Source organism: Deinococcus murrayi DSM 11303 (genome assembly GCF_000482805.1).
GTDB classification, from domain to species: domain Bacteria; phylum Deinococcota; class Deinococci; order Deinococcales; family Deinococcaceae; genus Deinococcus; species Deinococcus murrayi.
Genome location: NZ_AXWT01000018.1, coordinates 1 through 17,729, shown reverse-complemented (window position 1 = coordinate 17,729; position 17,729 = coordinate 1). Strand labels below are relative to the sequence as shown.

Sequence of the window (17,729 nt, the reverse complement as noted above, 5' to 3'; positions counted from 1 at the left end):
GTGTCCACGTTCCGAACTGCCTACACTCGGCGGGTGCGCAAACCCCCGGCGACCGGCCCCATCTCCACCTCCGAACTGCTCGCCGTACTGCGCCGGGCGGTGCCCGCACTCGTGCGGAGTGCGCCCCTGCTCGTCTCCCTCATGGCGCTGATGGTGGTGCTCCAGGGGCTGCTGCCCGCCGCGACCGTCTTCCTGAGCAAGTGGACGGTGGACGGCATCACGGCGGTCGCGGGGGGAGGCGAAGCCAACCTGACGCTGCTCGCCGTGGCGTGGGCGGGCACCGCGCTGATGGGGCAGCTCACGGCGGTGGGGCGGGCGGTCTTGCAGGGCTACGCGACCGACCACTTCACGGTGCAGACGGTCACGGGCCTGATGCGCAAGATGCAGGCGCTGCCGGGGCTGGACGTGGTGGAAGACCCCCGCTTTCACGACGATGTGGAGACGCTCCAGATGGGGGCACGCTTCCGGCCCCTCAACCTCACCGCGACGCTGCTGGGGCTGCTGCAAGCCGCAGTCGGCGTGGCGGGGGTGGCGGGAGCGCTTCTCACGGTGGGGTGGTGGGTGCCCCTCGTGGTGGTGGTGGGGATGCTGCCGCTCGCCCGCACCCAGATTCGGCTGCGCGAGATGGGCTGGAGCCTCGCCATCCAGCGCACCCAGGAAGCCCGCGAACTCGCCTACGAGCAGCGGGTGGCCCTGCGGCACGAGTACGCCAAGGAGGTCCGTCTCTACGACCTGATGCCCTACCTCACCGGGCGCTACGTGCAGGGGGCGCTCGCCTATCAGAAGGTGATGCGCGGGATGCGCAACAAGCAGGTGCTGGGCTTGCTTCCCGCGCAGGTGCTCGCTCTGGCGGTCACGGCGGGACTCTTCGCCCACGCGGTCGCGCAGGCGGGGGCCGGGCAGCTCACGGCGGGGGCGGTCGTGCTCGTCATCGGGGCGCTCGCGGGCGTGCGCGACAGCCTGGGCAGCGTGACCGAATACCTCGGCATGGGCACCGAGCACCTGCGGTGGTTCCAGAAGTACTACGCTTTCCTGGACGCGAAACCGGGCGTGGCCCAACCCCCCCAGCCCCGGCCCCTCCCCGCCCGGCTGGACCTGCGGCTGGAGAACGTGAGCTTCGGCTACCGCGACCTCCCGCCCGTGCTGGAGGGGGTCAGCCTGCATATCCCCGAAGGGCAGGTGGTCGCCGTCGTGGGCGAGAATGGGGCGGGCAAGACCACGCTCGTCAAGCTGCTGCTGCGCTTCTATGACCCCACCGCAGGCCGGGTGCTGCTGGGCGCTCCCGGCGAGGAGGTGGACCTGCGCGAGGTGGACCTGAGCGCGTGGCGCTCGCAGGTCGCGGCGGTTTTCCAGGACTTCGCCCGCTTCGAGTGGACCGTGCGCGACAACGTGCTCTTGGGGCGGCCCGAAGACGGGGAAAAGCTGGCTCTCACCGCCGACGCCAGCGGTCTGAGCGGCCTCCTGCCCCGGCTGCCGAACGGCCTGAACACCCGCATCGGGCAGGCCTTTGGTGGCGTGGACCTCTCCGGCGGGGGGTGGCAGAAGCTGGCGACCGCCCGCGCCCTGTACCGCGACGCCCGCGTCCTCATCCTCGACGAGCCGACAGCGGCCCTCGACCCCCGCAGCGAGAGCGAGGTCTTTGCCGCTTTCGCGGCGCTGGCGCGGGGGCGCACCACCCTGCTCGTCACCCACCGCCTCGGCAGCGTGCTGATGGCCGACCGCATCCTGGTCATGAAAGCGGGCCGCCTGATTGAGGACGGCCCCCACGCCGAACTTCTCGCGCGGGGCGGCGAGTACGCCGAGCTGTGGCGGCTCCAGGCCGGGCAATACACCGGGGAGGACGCCGTGCCGGGGGCGCGGGATGCGGTGGGGGCAGACTGAAGGGCAAGAGGAGCAAGAAAAAAGCCGCCTCTTCGGGCGGTGATGGGAAAAGGATAGCGCGGTATGCAGGATTCGTCAACCCGAACCGGGCGGGTGAGCCTGGGCCTGGGCGGAGGACTCCTCAGGCCGCTGCGCGGCCAGCTCTCCCCGCCAGGAGACTTGCCAAGCAGAGGGGTTGAACGGCTGCTCCAGGAATACCCTCGCCATCTTCCCCTCACGTCCCGCTGCTAGACTCTTTGACCTATGGCCCGACCCGCCCCAGCAGCGGCGGCGGGCAGCGGCGCACCCTCCCCCCGACGCTTGGGAGCGTGCGGCACCGGGAAGGAGCGTCCAACATGCATAAAGTCGCCATTGTGGGCCGACCCAACGTCGGCAAATCGAGCTTGTTTAATCGCCTCATCGGGCGGCGGGAAGCCGTCGTCGCGGACTTTCCGGGCGTGACGCGGGACGCCAAGGAAGGGCTGATGCTCTATCACAACCACCGCATCACGCTGATTGACACGGGCGGGCTGTGGAGCGGGGACGAGTGGGAACAGGCCATTCGTGAAAAGGCGGAGTGGGCGATGGAGGGGGCGCAGGCCGTCATCTTCGTCCTTGACCCGCGCGAGGGCCTGTCTGCCGCTGATTACGAGGTCGCCGAGTGGCTGCGCAAACTCGGCAAGCCCGTCGTGGTGGCCGCGAACAAAATCGACAGCCCCAAGCATGACGTCTACCTCGCCGAGCTGTGGGGCCTGGGCTTCGGCGACCCGGTCGCCATCAGCGCCGAGCACGCCCGCGGCCTCGACGAGCTGATGGACCGGGTGATGGCGCACCTCCCCGCCGACGACGAGGACGTGCCGGAGGTGGCCCCCATCCGCATCTCGCTGATTGGCCGTCCGAACGTGGGCAAGTCCAGCCTGCTGAACGCGATTACCCACAGCGAGCGGGCCATCGTCGCCGACCAGCCGGGCACCACGCGCGACAGCCTCGACGTGGAGTGGGACTACGGCGGGCAGCGCTTCGTGCTCGTGGACACGGCGGGCATCCGCAAAAAGCCCGACACCGCCATCGAGGACTACGCGATTCAGCGCTCGCAGGCGGCCATCGAGCGCTCGGACCTCATCTGGCTGGTCGTGAACGCGAACGAAATCGGCGACCACGAACTCAAGCTTGCCAACCTCGCCTACGACAGCGGCAAGCCCGTCGTGGTGGTGGTCAACAAGTGGGACCTTGTGCCCGACGAGGACCTGAAGCGCACCGAAAGGGAGCTGAGCCAAAAGCTCCACCACATCTCCTACGCGCCGCGGGTGTACACCTCGGCGGTCAACGACTACGGCATTCACGACATGCTCGCCGAGGCGATGAAGCTGCACGAGAAGTGGCAAAGCCGCATCCCGACCGCCGAACTCAACCGTTGGCTGGAGGTCTGGCAGATGCGCCAGGCCGTGCCCAACTTCGGCGGCAAGAAGCTGAAGATGTACTTCATGACCCAGGTGGAAACCGCGCCCCCCACCTTCGCCATCTTCTGCAACCGCGCCGACTTCGTGACCCGCGCCTACGAGGGCTTTCTCCAAAACCGCATCCGCGAGGACCTCGCGCTCGCCGGGATTCCGGTGCGCCTGAAGTGGAAGGAAAAGGGACCCTACAAGCGCGGCAAGAAGGGCGAGGAAGCCGAAGCGTGAGCGTCGGGGCCGGGGGGTGGGAAGACCTCCGGCCCTCCGTTTTTTAGCGCTCTCCCGTCTCCTTGCCCTCCTCCCCCATCGCCCGCCAGTCCTCCCAGGCCAGGGCGGGCAGCAGGGCAAAACTGCCCACGAACAGGGAGGCGACGGCGGCGGGCACCCGCACCGCCGTCTTGCCGTTCAGGACCAGGGACAGCGCCCCCAGGGTGCTCAGGACGCCGATATCCATGAACATCACGCGGGCAAAGGGGCTGCGGCGCAACGTCTCCAGGGTCCCCAGGTCACCGGGGCGGCCCCGCCCCAGCACGGCGCTGAGGACCAGCATCATGAAGAGGGCCGCATACAGCCTGAGCCGCTGCAGGCCGGGGGTGCGGTACCGTTCCAGGGCGGGGGGTAGGGGCGGGGCAGGTGGATTCATGCCCCAGCGTAGCCCCAAGACCATCCCATGTGGGGCGCGGCCCGGCCCCCTATGCTGGGGGCATGAGCCTTCCTTTGCGTCTGCTGCTCGGCGGCCTCCTTGCCCTCAGCCTCGCGGCTTGCTCGCCGGGGGGCGGCGACAACGAGAACGAGCGCAACGGCACCAGCGTCTCACAGCAAGACGACGACCGCGACGACGAGAACGACGACTGACCGCTCCTCCCTGAGCTGCTCAGCTCACAGACACGCGGCGCGTCAAACGGCCACACTGGCCCATGTCCACGACCACAGTCCGTGCGGCCCTCGCGCTGGGAGCCGCCCTGCTCGCGGCTGCGGCCTGTGCCCAGGTCCCGCAAGTGCGCTTCGTGCCCTTTGCCAGCGGCCTGCGCCAAGCCACGACCATTACCCACGCGGGGGACGGCTCCGGGCGGCTCTTCGTCACCCTTCAGGGGGGGCAGGTGCGGGTCATTCGGAACGGGCAACTTCAGGCGCAGCCCTTCCTCGACCTCTCGGCGCTGACCCGTGCGGGCGGCGAGCGGGGGCTGCTGGGGCTGGCCTTTGACCCGCGCTTTGGGCAAAATCGCCGCTTCTATGTCCACTACACCGACCGCAACGGCGACACGGTGCTCGCCCGCTATGCCGCGACCGCCGACCTCAGCCGGGGCGACCCGCAGAGTGCCCGCGTCCTCTTTACCGCCGAGCAGCCCTACGCCAACCACAACGGCGGGCAGCTCGCCTTCGGGCCAGACGGCTTTCTGTACCTGGGGCTGGGGGATGGCGGCTCTGGCGGCGACCCCATCAACGCCGGGCAGCGGCTTGACACGCCGCTGGGCAAACTGCTGCGCTTCGACGTGAGCGGCGAAGCGGCCCGGCCCGCCGCCGGAAATCCCTTCCTCAACCGCAGCGGGGCCAACCCCTACATCTGGGCCTATGGGCTGCGCAATCCCTGGCGCTTTTCCTTCGACCGGGTGACGGGGGACCTCATCATCGCGGACGTGGGGCAGAACGCCCTGGAGGAACTCAACCGCCAGCCCCGCAGAAGCCGGGGCGGAGAGAACTACGGCTGGAAGATTCGCGAGGGCGACCGCTGCTTCGAGCCGCCTGCGGGCTGCCGCACCCAAGGGCTGACCGAACCCGTCCTCGTGTACGGGCGGAATGAGGGCCAGAGCATCACGGGCGGCTACGTCTACCGGGGCAATGCCATTCCCACCCTGAAGGGCCAGTACGTCTTCGGGGATTTCGGGACCGGCACCGTGTGGGCGGCGCGGCCCACGGGAAACCGCTGGACCAAAACCACGCTGGGGCGAGTCGAGAACCCCTCCACCTTTGGCGAGGACGAGGCGGGCGAACTGTACGTCGCCGAGTACGGCAGCGGGCGCATCCTGCGGCTGGGGCGCTGAGACCAGGGCAGGCTCCAGATTGGGTCAACGCCGCGTTCACCCGCGCTTTCCACACGCCCGCCAGAATCGCGCCCATGCGTGCCCAACGTTCTGCCCTCGTCCTCGCCGGTGCCCTGCTCGTGGCCGGTCCCGCGCAGCAAGCGCAGGCCACCGCCTGGGAAAAGGCCAAGTTCGCCTTTCACCTCGGCGCGGCCTACTACGCCTTTAACACCTGGGTCTGGCGGCCCTACCGCGAGTACAAGTTTCAGGTGGGTGCCCCCGGCCAGCGGGCCAACATCGTTAAGGCGGGCGTGGCCCTGGCTTTTGCCGCCTACCAGGTCAACGCCGCCATCAACATGACCCGCAACACCCAAGACCCCTTCCTGCGGCGTATCGGCTCTCTGCTGCCGGGCTTTAACAAGTCGCTGAATGCGGTCGGCAACGACCTGAAACGGGGCCGCTTCAACGAGGCGGGCATTCAGGGGCTGAACCGTCAGGTGACGAATCTGCTGAACACCGCCGAGCGCCAGGGACAGCCCATCCGCCCGGTGGCGGTGCCGATTCCGGGGCTGTAATGGAGCCCCACCACCCAGCCAAAGAGAAAGGGCGGGCACGCGATGGCCCGCCCTTTTGTTGAACTGTCTTCAGGTCACCCGCACTTGCTGTACCCGCACGCCTGACACTTTAGACACCCTTCTTCCCGAATCACGGCCCTTTCCTCGCAGACCGGGCAGCGTTCGCGGGCCAGGCCCTCCACGCTGACGCCACTGGGGGCCGCAGGCGCGGCGGGCGCGTCCACGCTGCCCCCGGCGAGGGGCGGCAAGCTGGCGGCGTCCAGGTCCTGCTGGAAGGTGTCGAGGGCGACGGCGATGAGGTCGGCCTTGGACCCGACGAGGCGGCCATTGTACGAGCCGTACAGCCCGCCGTTGATGCCCCGCAGCGTCTTGATGATGGCCTGCGCGGGCACGCCGTGTTGCAGGGCGATGGAGACGACCCGGCCCAGCGCCTCGGAGTCGGCGTTCGCCTCATCCCCAGCGCGGCCCGAAATGACCATGACCTCGACGGGCTTGCCGTTCAGGTGGTTGACGGTCACGAGGAACGAGCGGCGGTGCCCGCTGGTGGGGTCGGTGAGTTTGACCATGTCGGTGATGCCGCTCAGACGGGTGGGGCGCTCGTAGACGGGGGCTGGGGCCGCAGCCGCCGGGCGGGGGGTCGCGGCGGGGGCAGGCACGGGCGCGGCTTCGGGCGGGGCGGCGACCGGGTCAGGCTGCACGCTCTCCCCCATCACCTCGGCGGCGGCTTCGGCGGGGGCGGTCTCCTGCACTTTTTTCTCCTTCTTCTTGCTGGTCGACAGCACCTGGAACTGCCGCGAGCCGTCGCGGTACACGGTGATGCCCTTGCAGCCGGTCTGGTACGCCTCGGCGTAGGCGGCCCTCACGTCGGCGACGGTGGCCGAGTTGGGGAGGTTGATGGTCTTGCTCAGGCTGTTGGCCGCGTGCTGCCCGCCCTCGTCAAAGGCCCGCTGCACGGTGCCCTGCATCCGCACGTGGTCGACCGGGCTGATGTCGTGAGCGCACACAAAAACCTGTTGCAGCGCGTCGGGAATAAAGGCCAGCCCCACCACCGAGCCGTGGTTTTCCGAGACGGCCTCGGTCACCCGGTCCCAGTTCCAACCGCCCTGCCCGTCATCCATGTTGGCGGCGGGCGGGTACTGCGAGAGCAGCTCCATGAAGAGGGGGTGCAGGAGCGCCCGGTACTCGCTGCCAATCTTGCGCCAGATGAAGGGCGAGAAGACGGGTTCGATGCCGGAAGAGACGCCCAACAGCATGGATGTCGTCCCCGTCGGCGCAACAGTCAGCACCGCCACGTTGCGCCGCGCCGGGTGGGGAATCTTGCGGGGGCTGCGGGTGTAGACGGGGTAGTGACCGCGCTCCTTGCCCAGGCGCTCGCTCTCGGCGACCGCTTCCTCGCGCAGGGCGGTCATGATGTCGTGGATGGCCTGCCGCCCAGCTTCGGAGTCGTAGCGCAGCCCCAGCTTGATGAGGGCGTCCGCGAGGCCCATCACGCCTAGGCCCAGGCGGCGCAGCTCCTGCGAGGCGACCCGGTTGTCCTCCAGCGCGAAGACATTGACGTCAAGCACGTCGTCCAAGAAGCGCACGCAGGTCCGCACGTCCTCGCGGAAGGTGGCGTAGTCAAAGGCGCTGCCCTTCACGTAGGCGGCGAGGTTGATGGCACCGAGGTCGCAGGGTTCGCCGACGGTGAGGGGAATTTCGCCGCAATTGTGAGCTAAGATACAATTAGCATCGAAGGCATGCACTTGCGCGACGGTGACGTCGTAAACCGCCTCTTCACCATCGGGGGTGATGCTCACGATTTCGTCGTTGAAACGTTCGCGCTTGGCGGGCCGCTGATAGGCAGCCAGGTGCCGGGCCAGCCGCTCTGCTTTGGCGGGGTGACGAAAACCGATCAGCTCACTATAGAGCGCCAGGTTGCTGCCGCTCAGAATCAGCTCGTGCTGCGCTTTGTGAACGTATTCACGCTGACCTCCTGCTCCGTCGGGCATGGGGCGACTCCCGGCAACGCGCCTGTTGGGGGCCAGCGTGCTGAGAATGCCGAGCCGCGCCAGCATTCGTTGGGTCCGTTGCAGCAACGTCAGGTCAGACTGAGCGAGCCGAACAGAAACGCCGTTCTTGTGGTTGCCCTGCACGCTCCCGTCGGCGTCAAACAGACCCTGGAGGAATCCCCGGTAGAACTCGTAGCTGCCCTGCTCGACCTCATCGGTCAGGGTCTTGCGGCCATGCACAATCCCGTACCGAGCGGCCAGCTCAGCGAGGGCCTCGCTGCTGAGGCGAACGCGTTCCCGCGCCTCATCATTGCTGCGCCACAGCTTCTTGACCGTTCCAAACCGACTAAGGGCCTCTTGCGCGATGTCCGCCAGTGCGTGCCGCTCCTCGCCCCAGAACCCCAGTGCTGCCATAGGACGGGCCTTGTCGGTGATGAAAGTGCCGTCTCCCACGAGGCTGCCCAGCAGCCACCCTTCGGTCCGGTTCCCCCGTCCGGCCCAGCCCTTCACCCCTCGGTGGTCACTCAGCATGATGCGGTCGCCAGGCACCAGCGTGCCGGTCTCCACCCACTGCGTCTCCTGCACGTCGCGCGTCTGCCGGGTGACTTTCAGAAGCTGATGGTTGTCGGTCAACCGCAGTTCGTACCCCCGGCGGGTGCGGAGCTTCAGCACGGGTTTGACCCCTGTCAGCCAGAAGCCCCCCCGCGCATCAAAGAACTCGCCGTTGACTGTCGCGCAGAAGTCCTTGCCAATCAGGTCGCGTACCTGCCGCGCTCCCATCGCCGTGCTGACCCAGGTATCCCCCGTCACGCAAGGATTCGTGCTCCGAATCTCGTAGCGCTTGCCCAGGTTCTTCAGCGCCGAGTGCTCGTTCACCCGGTCCACGAAGATGAGGCCCGGCTCGCCCGTCGCCCAGGCGTGCTCGGCAATCTGGTCCCACAGCCACTTCGCGGGCACGCCGGGCCGCCCGTCGGCGGGGTTATAGCGGCCCTGGGGAGCCGTGCGGTAGAGGGGCACCCCCCGCGCTCCGTCCTCGGCGCGGTCGGGCAGTGCGGGCAAGCGCCCGTCATACAGCCCGTCTTGGGGGGCGAGGTAGTACTTGCCGGGGACCTCCTGCACGTCGACGTGCCACAGGGCGTCCCGTTCCAGCGCCTGCCAGAACTTCTCGCTGACCAGGATGGAGATGTTGAAGGTGGAGATGTCGCCCTCGGCGGCCTCGCGGTCGAGGTCCTTGGCGGTCAGGAAGTCCAGCACGTCGGGGTGCTCGGTGGCGATGGTCGCCATGCCCGCGCCCCGCCTCGTTCCGCCCTGACGCACCACCCGCAGCACCGGCGAGTACACGAACCGTAGCGTGTTCACCGGGCCGCTCGTTTCGGCACCCCGGTTGGCCCACTCCAGGAAGTTGTCAAAGATTTCGAGCAGGAACGACACCGGGCCAGAGCTGGTGCCGCCCGACCCCTTGATGGGTGCCCCCTCCGGGCGCATCGCGGAGAGGTCGATGCGCGGCTCGACGCCCACCCGCGCCGTTTCCGCGACGGCCCGCGCCGCGTCGATGATGCCGCCCATGTCGTCGGGCACGACCTGCACGCCTTCCGGCAGCGCCCGCACAATCTGCACGCCGTTTTGCCGGGCCAGCGCCACGAGGTCGGTCGGGACCGCCTCGCCGTAAACCACCCGCGTCCAGTTGCGCACGGCGACTGGGGCCTTGTCCCCGTCGGGCTGGGTGGGCGGGCGCATCAGGCCCTCTACAAAGTCGGTCACGTCGGGGTGCGAGGCCGCCATGTATGCCCAGCCGCGCACGCCCGCATCCGGGCGGCTGCCCGCCGAGCGCGGCGCGTACACGTCGAGGTTCACCCCGTTGCCGCCGCCCACCTTGGTGACGAGAGCGAGCTTCTTGGCGACTTCCATCACGCCGTCAAAGCCGTCGGGCGCATGCTCCGTTGCCCCCTGAACGAAGCAGTTGCCCGTGAGCAGGCCGCCTTGGATGACGAAGGTGTGCGTCTGCGGTTCCTCACAGCAAAAGACTTCCTCAGTGCGCCCGGTAGGCTCGATGCCTACGACGCGCAGACTGGCATTGCGAGGGAGCGTCTGACCTCGCAGGGAACGCACAAAGCGTTCGCGTTGGTCTTCGCGCAAAAAATCCTCCGGGCGCAGGGTCTGCTTGAGGAGGCGCAGGGCGTAGCTGGGTTTTCCGCCGTACCCGCCGTCCGCTTGGCGGAACAGCCGCAGGCTGGCCGCCTTGACCCCGAAACGCACGAGTTGCCGCGACAACTGGGCCAGTTCATCGGCATCCGACTGATAGATGGCCACCGATCCCCGGTCATCTACTCCGCCGTCGGTGGCGAGCAAGCCACAGAAAAAGCCATACCAATACGCGTCGCTGCTCAGTTCGTCGGGAAGCGCTTTGAGGTCGCCGCGCATCCCCTGCGCGACGGTGACTTCCCGGCCCGCGTAGACAGCGTCGTGAATCCTGAACCCTCCGAAGTGCCGGGCCAGTTGGCGCTTGGCCCCGAACAGCTGAACGTGGTGGGTATGGCCGTTTGTGTTCTTGGAGCCGTCACCGTACGTAATCCCATGGCGCACGCCCGCTTCAAAGTCGTCGTCGCGCACCGGACGGCGCCCCGTAGCCAGCACGGGGACGAAATGACCGAGCAGGTCGAGGGTCGTCACTTTGCGGTAACGGCCAGAGCCGCCGCGCTTGCCCACCGGCCATTCGTGCCCGGCAGTGGCTTCGACCGTCTCACCATTTTCGAACAGCACCCGGTACAGCTCTTGGTAACCGTAGCTGCGGAAGACCGCCGTGCGGTAGACCCCTCCTTGCGACAACACTTCGGCAGGCCCTTGCAGGTCTGCAATCCGCCGCTGTCCGTCGCGGGTTTCGACCAGCGTATCCCCCTGAAGGCAGTTGAGCACGTTCCCGTGCTGCGTTCCCGCCCCCGCCAGCACGCGCCCGCCGGGGCAGAACTTCTTCTCGGCCATCAGGTCGTAGTACTTCTGTGCCCAGTGTGCCCGCGCTTCTTCGGCCTCCGCCCCCGCGACCCAGGTCGCGACGCGGCGGAACATGCCCGCGATATCGCCGTCACCGGGCTGGAGGTACTGCCGTCTGGCGATGTGCTGGGCGTTGTCGTCAAAGTGGCGCAGGGCGGGGTCGGGCGTGGTCGTCATAACGGCTCCTTGTGGCAAAGGCGGCAACAAAAAACCCTCACCACCCGGCGGGGGGCGGCGCGGCAATGAACGGGTGGAGACCCGCACAGTGGGGTTCCTCTACGGTGACTGACTCTACCATCCCCCCCTGCCTCATACAACGACTTGTACTTCAGACCCAGGTGAGGTACAAGATGCGGCCCCCAGCCCAGCACGGGCGGAGGGCCACGGGGGGCGGGGACTTTAGCCCACCTTGACCAGGAAGCGCCCGCAAGAAGGGCACTTGACCGGGGGCAGCTTGCCCTGGGCGGCCTTTTGCTGCACGCCCATCGGAAGCATCACGTTGCAGCCGGTGCAGCGGCCCCCACGCATCTCGACCAGACCCAGGCCCTTTTTGGCCCGGCGAATCAGGTCGTACTCCTTGACGGTGCGGGGGTCGAGGCGGCCCACCAGCTCGGCGCGTTCCTGCCTGGCCCCCTCGCCCCGGCCCCGCAGGGCCTGCACGCGAGCTTCGTCCTCCCGCTCCAGCGCTTCGAGCCGCGGGCGCAGGGCGCGGTGCTCGGCCCGCAGGCGGCTGGCCTGTTCGGTCAGCTCGCGCTGGCGCTCGCGCAGGGGGGCAAGGTCCTCTTCCATCTCTTCAGCCCGCTCGGAGAGCATCTGGATGCGGCTGCCGTACTGCGACTGGGCGCGGGCGTCAAAGGCGTTCTTGTGCTGCTCCTCGCGGGCGCGGGCCATCTGCTCGCGGGTCCCGGCAAGGTCCTGCTCCAGGGCACGCAGTTCCTTTTCGACCCCTTCGAGGGCGATTTCGGTGTCTTCCAGGGCGTTGTTCAGACGTTCCTGTTCCCCGCGGGCCTGACGCAGGGCGTCCGGAATGCTGGCCTCCTCGCCCCGCAGGCGGTCGAGTTCGAGGTCGAGTTCCTGCACGCGCAGCAGGCTTTGCACGGTTCCGGTGTCACTCATCCCGGCTAGTCTACCCCCGCCGGTGCCGTCTCTCCCGGCGAGGGGGCCGCCCGCGCCGCCGGATGCCCCTGCCGCCGCGCTGGGCGGTAGAGACCCAGGTAAATCGCCAGCACGCTCGCCGCGTACATCAGCAGGGTCCAGGCAAACAGCACGTTAAAGGCCAGGCTGAAGGGCAGCGCCCCGCGCACCACCCCGCTCAGGATGCTGCTCGCCGCCCAGCCCAGGTCCCAGGCAATCAGGTTGACGGCGGAGTACATCGGGCGGTCCTCGTCGGGCAGGGCCGTCATCGCGTAGGCCGAGTAAACGGGTCCGGCAGCGTTCATGAGTGCACCACGGGTAAACAGGGCCGCCGCCACCATCCACAGCTGCGGGGCGTACCCCAGCACCGCGAGAAAGGGCAAGCTGGCCGCCTGCACGGCGAGCACCGCCGGCAGCTGCCCCAGCCGCCGCACGAGCAGCGGCTGCAGCAGCACGGTGGCGGCGGTCGCCAGGCTGGTCCAGGCAAAGAGGGTGCCCAGGCTGGCGTAATCCACCCCAAACTTGCCCTCGATGTACACGTTCAGGAAGGGGATGGTCGCCCCCGCCCCCAGCCCCACGAGCACGTTGGGCACGACCAGCCGCCCCATGGTGAGCTTGTCGCGGACGGCAAAGGAGCGGCCCGGCGGGGCCTTTTTGCCGCTGGGGCGCAGAAAGAGGACCGGAAAGAGGCCCGCGAGCTGAAAGCCCGCCGACACCAGCAGGGCGGCCCGCAGTGCCCCCAGCCCGTCCGGCTCGGTCGCGGTGGCCGCCGCGTACACCTCCGGCACCCGCCCCCCGAAGAGGTTGCCGAGAAACCCCGCCCCGGTCATCAGCGCACTCTGGACGCTGAACAAGGTCACCCGCGATTTCTCGTCGCTGTTGTTCGCCATAAAGGGCGACCCGGCCACCATCAGCATCGCGCCCCCCGCCCCCTGCACGAGCGCCCCCGCGATGGCCCCCAGCGGCCCGCCCGCCGTGGCGAGAATGAGCGCCCCGGCCACGCTCAGGACACTGCCCAGTTGGATGGTCCGGGCGTTGGAGATGCGCCGCGCGAGTGCAACCGCCGGGAGGCTGAGGGACGCCAACGTCAGCGCAGGCAGCGCGTTGACCAGCCCCTGCCACTCGGCCCCCAGCCCCAGTGCCCGCAGGTAGAAGTTCAGGAAGAGGGCCGCGAACGCCTGCGCCAGCCCGAAGGTGAAGGCGGAAGCGAGGTAGAGCCACACTTGACGGGAAAAGCGCCAGGTCACCCGCACCTCCGGTGGGGGATGGTGAGTGGGGAGTGGTCAGTGGGAAGTCGGGAGTGGTTCGTGGGAATGGCGGGGCTGGGGCAACAGCGTTGTGCCTGAGTCCCCACCCCCCACGGCCCACTCCCCACCAACCACTGACTCTTCCCCACTGCCCACTCTCCACGAACTCCCTCATACGCCCACCTTCGGGCAGAACCCCGCCATCGCACACTCCGGGCACCGCGGCTTGCGGGCCAGGCACACCCGCCGCCCGTGCAAAATCAGCGCGTGGTGCAAGAACACCCAGCGCTCGCGGGGAAAGAGGCGGGCCAGGTCGGCCTCCACCCGGTCGGGATGGGTCTGGGCGCTGAGGCCCAGCCGCCGGGCGAGGCGGCCTACGTGCGTATCCACCGCGATGGCCGGGAAGCCGTAGGCGTTGCTGAGAACCACGTTGGCGGTCTTGCGGCCCACGCCGGGCAGGGCGACCACCGCGTCAAAGTCGCTCGGCACCTCGCCCCCATGCCGCTCGACGAGCAAGCGGGCAAGGGCCGCGAGGTTCCGGGCCTTGCTCCGGTACAGGCCGATAGAGCGGATGTACGGCTCGATGTCCTCCGGGGTGGCCTGCGCGAGGGCGGGGGCGTCTGGGTAGCGGGCGAAGAGGGCCGGGGTCGCGGCGTTCACGCTCACGTCGGTCGCCTGGGCCGAGAGCACCGTGGCGACAAGAAGTTCAAAGGGCGTGCGAAAGTTCAGCTCGGTGCGGGCGTCCGGATAGAGGGCCTCCAGCGCCGCGAGCACCAGGGGAGCGCGGGCCGGGGCACCCTCCGGCAGGGGGGAAGCGGGGGCGGAGGTCACGCCGGGCAGCCTACACCCGCCCCCCACGGGCCGTCTGGAGCCGGGGGACACGGGCGGCGGGCGGGGGGGGCCAGCGCAACCCCCGGCCCCCCCGCCGCGTACCCTGAGGCATGAGAACCCTTTCGCTCCTCCTCGGCATCCTGGCGGCCCTGGCCCTGCTCCTCGCGCTGCTGCCCTTTTTCGGCTGGCTCAACTGGTTGATTGTGCTTCCCCCCGCCGTGCTGGGGCTGATTCTGGGCGTGCTCGCCCGCGACCGGGGGGCCACCACCCTCAACGTGGTCGTGCTCGCGCTGGCGGCGCTGCGGCTGATGCTGGGGGGCGGGGTGCTGTAGGGTTGCGGGGGCGTGCGGGCCTTTGCTATCCTGCTCAGGCTTAAGCCCCCAGGGGCGCGGCAAGCACGGGTCTTTAGCTCAGTTGGTAGAGCGGCGGTCTCCAAAACCGTAGGTCGTGGGTTCAAGTCCTACAAGGCCCGCCACATCCTCCCCCTCCCCGCGAGGGGGAGCGCTCTTTGGCCGGCTCTCCTGGCACTCTGCCTGGCACTGTGCCCTCGGTGACCTCGCGGCGGGCGGCGGCGTGCTTTGCTGGGCCATGCTCACCCGCCTTGCCCTGCTGGGGGCGCTGCTCTTGCCGCCTGCCCTCGCCGCGCCTCTCCCGGCCACGGTGGAAACCCACCTCGCCGCCGTCCTCCCGTTCGGTCCGCGGGTGACGGGCAGCGAGGCGAACGCCGAAGCCCGCCGCTACCTGACAGAGCAGTTCCGGGCGCTGGGCTATGAGGTCCGGCAAGAGACCTTCAGCTACCCCCGCTTTGACGACCTCGGCTCTGGGCTGGAGGCAAGCGGGCGACTCCTGGCGGGCCTCGCCCTCCAGGGGTCGGTGGGGGGCGAGGTCACCGCCCCGGTCGCCCGCGTCGCCGGGGTGGGCACCCCGGAGGAGTTCCGGGCGGCGAACGTGCGGGGCCGCCTCGCGGTGGTGGACCGGGGCACCCTGACCTTCGCCGAAAAAGCCCGCAACGCGCTCGCGGCGGGGGCGCTGGGCCTGGTGATTGTCAACAACCAGCCCGGCGAGGTGCGCGGCTCGCTGGGAGAGCGGGTACCCCTGCCCGTGCTCACGGTGACCCGCGAGGCGGGCGCGAGCTTGCGGGCGGGCGAGCGGGCCACCCTGCGCGTGCGGGTACGCGAGGGCGATGTGACCGGGGTGAACGTGGTGGCTGCCTGGCCCGGCGTCATCCGCCCCGACTTCCTATTTGGCGGGCACCTGGATTCGGTACCGGGGTCACCGGGGGCCAACGACAACCTCTCCGGCACGCTCGCAGTGCTGGAGCTGGCCGGGCGGCTGGCCGGAACCCCGCGGGCAGCCCGCAGCGTCTTCGTGCTTTTTGACGGGGAAGAAGACGGGCTGCACGGCTCGCGGGCCTATGTCAAGTCGCACCCGGAGATTGTGCGGGGGCTGCGCGGCATGTTCAACTTCGACATGGTGGGGGTCAACGTCACCCCCCTCAGCGTCAGCGGAGCAGCGGGACTGGTGGAGGCCGCGCAGCGCGGCGCGGGCGTAGCAGGGCGGGCGGGGAGCGCGGGCGGCAGCGACCACGTGCCCTTTGCCGGGGCCGGGGTGCCCACCCTCTTTTTTCACCGGGGTCTGGATGCCAACTACCACCAGCCGGGCGACCTGCTGGCCGACCCCCTGCTGATTCGGGACGCAGCAGAGGCGGCCTTGCGCACGCTGGAAGCGCTAGAGCAACGTTAGCCGCCCCCCACCGAGGTCGCGTCCAGCAGCCAGGTCTGAAACTCTGGCAGAGCGCGGTCCCAGGGGAGGGCCACGATTTCGGGCACCTCATAGGGGTGCATGGCGCGGATGCGGGCTTCCAGTTCGGGGTAGCGCTCGCCGGTGGTCTTGATAAGGAGGAGGGCCTCGCGGTCCTCGGCGACCTCGCCCTCCCAACGGTAGACACTCTGGAGGCCCGGCAGCACGTTGACGCATCCGGCGAGCCGCTCGGCCACGAGGGTGCGGGCCAGGGCCGGGGCCTGTTCCGGCGGAAGGGTGACCAGTACGACGAGAGACATGATGCCCGCAGGATACCCGGCCCGGTCCCCCGCCGACCTTGGGGCTTTCTTACACAGGGCTTGGACGAGGAGGGCGGCAAGCCCCCTACGGCAGCCGCAGGGTATGGCAAATCTCGCCCGGCGCGTCCGGAGCGTTTTCGGCGACCACCAGTTCTTCGTTTTCGCCGACGAAGCCTTGGCAGCGGGCGAGCACCTCCAGGTAGGCGGGGTCTAGGGCGGCGGCTTCGGCCTCGCGCAAGACGCGCACGTCGCGCTCCAGGGCGCGGATGCGCTCTTCGGCGGCTCGCGTCTCGCCCTGCCAGGTCACCGTGCGGTACACCAGGTTGCCCAGTTGAAAACTAAGCTGGACGATGCCCAGCGCCGAGAGCAGGCTGGCCACCACCAGGGCCACGGGCAGCCGCTGGAGCCGTCGCCACCGGGACCGCCAGCCCCGCCGCTCAGGGGAGGGGGGCGGTTCCGGAACAGACATGGCTCAGAAGATAGCGCCGGGCACGCGGGAGGCAAGGGGGGGGAGGAGGAAGCGGGCGAGCAGCCCCGCCGAAAGGCCCGTGCGTGACAAGTGCTTTAATGCCCCCATGAGTGGCGCCACAGACACCCCGCCTCGCCCGCGCCCCCCGGCCCCCTGGGAAGCGCTCGCGGCCCTCGACTGGACGCGGGCGCACCGAGCGAGCATCCAGATGCGCTACGGCGACATCGACGCGATGGGACACCTCAACAACGCCGTGTACGTGCAGTATCTCGAACTCTCACGGGTGCTGTTGCTGCGCGACCTCGGCCTGCCGGACGGGGACGACCGCTCGGTCATCGCCCGGCTGGAACTCGACTACCGCCGGGAGGTGCGCTGGGGCCAGGCCGTCGCGGTGGAGTCGCTCGTCGAGCGGGTGGGGGCCACGAGCTGGACGGTCCTCTCGCGCCTGCTCGCCGACGGCACCCCCTGCGCCTACGCCCGCACGGTGCAGGTGCGCGTGGGGGAAGGGCTGCGCCCCGAACCCCTGCCGGACGCGCTGCGTGCACGCCTCGCCGAGCTGCTTGTCCCATGAGCCGCCCCCAGTACGAAGACCGGGTGCGCTACCAGGGGGATACCTGGGTGCGCCTGGAGACCTTGCCCCGGCTGCTCGCGGAGGGCTGGCGGCGCACCCTGGCCGCGGGCGGCGTGGTGACGGTGATTCGCACCCCTTTTCAGTGGGCGATGGCCTCCCCCGTCATCGAGATAGAGACGGGCGGCTACATGGGCGACGTGGGCCTCTATGTGCCGGAGGTGCAGCTTCGGGAAGCTCTCACTCAGGAGTTGCACCTGAATAGGTAGCGAAAAAGCGCTCCCAGACGCGAGAATCTGGGGATGTCGAATTCGCAGATTCTGGGGGAGCGCGCCCGTATTCTGGCAGATCAGCTCCTCGCTGTGCCCACCACCGTCTATCAGCAGCGCAGCTTGCAAGCTGCGCTGCACCTGTTCCTCGATACGGGGACCAAAACCGCCCTGCACCGTGCGCCGCTGGTCAGCAAGAGTGCGGTGAGCCGCTTGTTGAACAATTATGACTGGGATACAGCGGCCTGCTGGGCGTTGCTCCAGC

Annotated in this window: 16 protein-coding genes, 1 tRNA gene and 1 pseudogene; 11 read left to right on the top strand and 7 right to left on the bottom strand. The window is 69.1% G+C overall.

The window, feature by feature from the left end:
* Positions 1–33: 33 nt before the first annotated feature.
* Both H565_RS0103445 and der read left to right on the top strand, forming a co-directional pair.
* Positions 34–1,881, top strand: coding sequence for an ABC transporter ATP-binding protein (locus tag H565_RS0103445; protein ID WP_051363392.1), 1,848 nt, complete (start codon positions 34–36; stop codon positions 1,879–1,881).
* Between the two features lie 335 nt (positions 1,882–2,216).
* Positions 2,217–3,542 (top strand): ribosome biogenesis GTPase Der, encoded by a 1,326-nt coding sequence (der, locus tag H565_RS0103440; RefSeq protein ID WP_027459809.1) that lies wholly within the window; start codon positions 2,217–2,219, stop codon positions 3,540–3,542.
* 43 nt (positions 3,543–3,585) lie between these two features.
* On the opposite strand, the gene H565_RS0103435 is transcribed toward der, so the two are convergent.
* Positions 3,586–3,957 (bottom strand): hypothetical protein, encoded by a 372-nt coding sequence (locus H565_RS0103435; protein WP_027459808.1) that lies wholly within the window; start codon positions 3,955–3,957, stop codon positions 3,586–3,588.
* Between the two features lie 62 nt (positions 3,958–4,019).
* Here H565_RS0103435 and H565_RS16270 point away from each other — a divergent pair, with 62 nt between their 5' ends.
* From H565_RS16270 to H565_RS0103420, 3 genes are all read left to right on the top strand, one after another.
* Entirely contained in the window at positions 4,020–4,169 is a 150-nt protein-coding gene (locus H565_RS16270; protein ID WP_157468866.1) for a hypothetical protein, read from the top strand.
* A gap of 62 nt (positions 4,170–4,231) precedes the next feature.
* Entirely contained in the window at positions 4,232–5,356 is a 1,125-nt protein-coding gene (locus tag H565_RS0103425) for a PQQ-dependent sugar dehydrogenase (RefSeq protein ID WP_027459807.1), read from the top strand.
* Between the two features lie 74 nt (positions 5,357–5,430).
* Positions 5,431–5,910, top strand: coding sequence for a hypothetical protein (locus tag H565_RS0103420; protein ID WP_027459806.1), 480 nt, complete (start codon positions 5,431–5,433; stop codon positions 5,908–5,910).
* Between the two features lie 74 nt (positions 5,911–5,984).
* On the opposite strand, the gene H565_RS15950 is transcribed toward H565_RS0103420, so the two are convergent.
* The 4 genes from H565_RS15950 to nth all read right to left on the bottom strand — a co-directional run bounded on the left by H565_RS15950 (position 5,985) and on the right by nth (position 14,098).
* The gene (locus tag H565_RS15950) at positions 5,985–11,063 is read right to left on the bottom strand and encodes an LAGLIDADG family homing endonuclease (protein WP_084542879.1); all 5,079 of its coding nucleotides are present in this window, start codon (positions 11,061–11,063) and stop codon (positions 5,985–5,987) included.
* Positions 11,064–11,285: 222 nt separating this feature from the next.
* Positions 11,286–12,002 (bottom strand): zinc ribbon domain-containing protein, encoded by a 717-nt coding sequence (locus H565_RS0103410; protein WP_027459805.1) that lies wholly within the window; start codon positions 12,000–12,002, stop codon positions 11,286–11,288.
* A 5-nt stretch (positions 12,003–12,007) separates the two neighbouring features.
* Complete coding sequence (locus H565_RS0103405) at positions 12,008–13,267, bottom strand: MFS transporter (protein ID WP_034408273.1); 1,260 nt, start codon at positions 13,265–13,267, stop codon at positions 12,008–12,010.
* Positions 13,268–13,438: 171 nt separating this feature from the next.
* Positions 13,439–14,098, bottom strand: a complete 660-nt coding sequence (gene nth, locus H565_RS0103400) for an endonuclease III (RefSeq protein ID WP_027459803.1) — start codon at positions 14,096–14,098, stop codon at positions 13,439–13,441.
* Positions 14,099–14,208: 110 nt separating this feature from the next.
* Here nth and H565_RS0103395 point away from each other — a divergent pair, with 110 nt between their 5' ends.
* The 3 genes from H565_RS0103395 (at position 14,209) to H565_RS14190 (ending at position 15,841) form a co-directional block, all read left to right on the top strand.
* A complete protein-coding gene (locus H565_RS0103395; protein WP_027459802.1) occupies positions 14,209–14,430 on the top strand; it encodes a hypothetical protein in 222 nt (73 codons plus the stop codon).
* Positions 14,431–14,497: 67 nt separating this feature from the next.
* Positions 14,498–14,573, top strand: a tRNA-Trp gene (locus H565_RS0103390).
* 113 nt (positions 14,574–14,686) lie between these two features.
* Complete coding sequence (locus tag H565_RS14190; RefSeq protein ID WP_034408245.1) at positions 14,687–15,841, top strand: M28 family metallopeptidase; 1,155 nt, start codon at positions 14,687–14,689, stop codon at positions 15,839–15,841.
* Here H565_RS14190 and cutA read toward each other — a convergent pair.
* Positions 15,838–16,158, bottom strand: a complete 321-nt coding sequence (gene cutA, locus H565_RS0103380) for a divalent-cation tolerance protein CutA (RefSeq protein ID WP_034408243.1) — start codon at positions 16,156–16,158, stop codon at positions 15,838–15,840. The genes H565_RS14190 and cutA overlap by 4 nt on opposite strands.
* A gap of 85 nt (positions 16,159–16,243) precedes the next feature.
* Complete coding sequence (locus tag H565_RS14185) at positions 16,244–16,627, bottom strand: hypothetical protein (RefSeq protein WP_027459800.1); 384 nt, start codon at positions 16,625–16,627, stop codon at positions 16,244–16,246.
* Positions 16,628–16,733: 106 nt separating this feature from the next.
* On the opposite strand from H565_RS14185, the gene H565_RS0103370 reads away from it, so the two are divergent.
* The 3 genes and pseudogenes from H565_RS0103370 to H565_RS14180 form a co-directional block, all read left to right on the top strand.
* Complete coding sequence (locus tag H565_RS0103370; RefSeq protein ID WP_027459799.1) at positions 16,734–17,198, top strand: acyl-CoA thioesterase; 465 nt, start codon at positions 16,734–16,736, stop codon at positions 17,196–17,198.
* The gene (locus H565_RS0103365; protein WP_027459798.1) at positions 17,195–17,464 is read left to right on the top strand and encodes a hypothetical protein; all 270 of its coding nucleotides are present in this window, start codon (positions 17,195–17,197) and stop codon (positions 17,462–17,464) included. The genes H565_RS0103370 and H565_RS0103365 overlap by 4 nt, the downstream gene beginning before the upstream one ends.
* A gap of 33 nt (positions 17,465–17,497) precedes the next feature.
* Positions 17,498–17,729: pseudogene (locus H565_RS14180) on the top strand (IS701 family transposase); the annotation flags it as partial.

Bases quoted from the DNA above. Each gene is read 5' to 3' on its own strand.
- H565_RS14185 (WP_027459800.1), bottom strand. From the start codon at position 16,627: ATGTCTGTTCCGGAACCGCCCCCCTCCCCTGAGCGGCGGGGCTGGCGG.
- der (WP_027459809.1), top strand. From the start codon at position 2,217: ATGCATAAAGTCGCCATTGTGGGCCGACCCAACGTCGGCAAATCGAGC.
- H565_RS0103410 (WP_027459805.1), bottom strand. From the start codon at position 12,002: ATGAGTGACACCGGAACCGTGCAAAGCCTGCTGCGCGTGCAGGAACTC.
- H565_RS14190 (WP_034408245.1), top strand. From the start codon at position 14,687: ATGCTCACCCGCCTTGCCCTGCTGGGGGCGCTGCTCTTGCCGCCTGCC.
- cutA (WP_034408243.1), bottom strand. From the start codon at position 16,158: ATGTCTCTCGTCGTACTGGTCACCCTTCCGCCGGAACAGGCCCCGGCC.
- H565_RS16270 (WP_157468866.1), top strand. From the start codon at position 4,020: ATGAGCCTTCCTTTGCGTCTGCTGCTCGGCGGCCTCCTTGCCCTCAGC.
- H565_RS0103425 (WP_027459807.1), top strand. From the start codon at position 4,232: ATGTCCACGACCACAGTCCGTGCGGCCCTCGCGCTGGGAGCCGCCCTG.
- H565_RS0103395 (WP_027459802.1), top strand. From the start codon at position 14,209: ATGAGAACCCTTTCGCTCCTCCTCGGCATCCTGGCGGCCCTGGCCCTG.
- H565_RS0103365 (WP_027459798.1), top strand. From the start codon at position 17,195: ATGAGCCGCCCCCAGTACGAAGACCGGGTGCGCTACCAGGGGGATACC.
- H565_RS0103370 (WP_027459799.1), top strand. From the start codon at position 16,734: ATGAGTGGCGCCACAGACACCCCGCCTCGCCCGCGCCCCCCGGCCCCC.
- H565_RS0103420 (WP_027459806.1), top strand. From the start codon at position 5,431: ATGCGTGCCCAACGTTCTGCCCTCGTCCTCGCCGGTGCCCTGCTCGTG.
- H565_RS15950 (WP_084542879.1), bottom strand. From the start codon at position 11,063: ATGACGACCACGCCCGACCCCGCCCTGCGCCACTTTGACGACAACGCC.
- H565_RS0103435 (WP_027459808.1), bottom strand. From the start codon at position 3,957: ATGAATCCACCTGCCCCGCCCCTACCCCCCGCCCTGGAACGGTACCGC.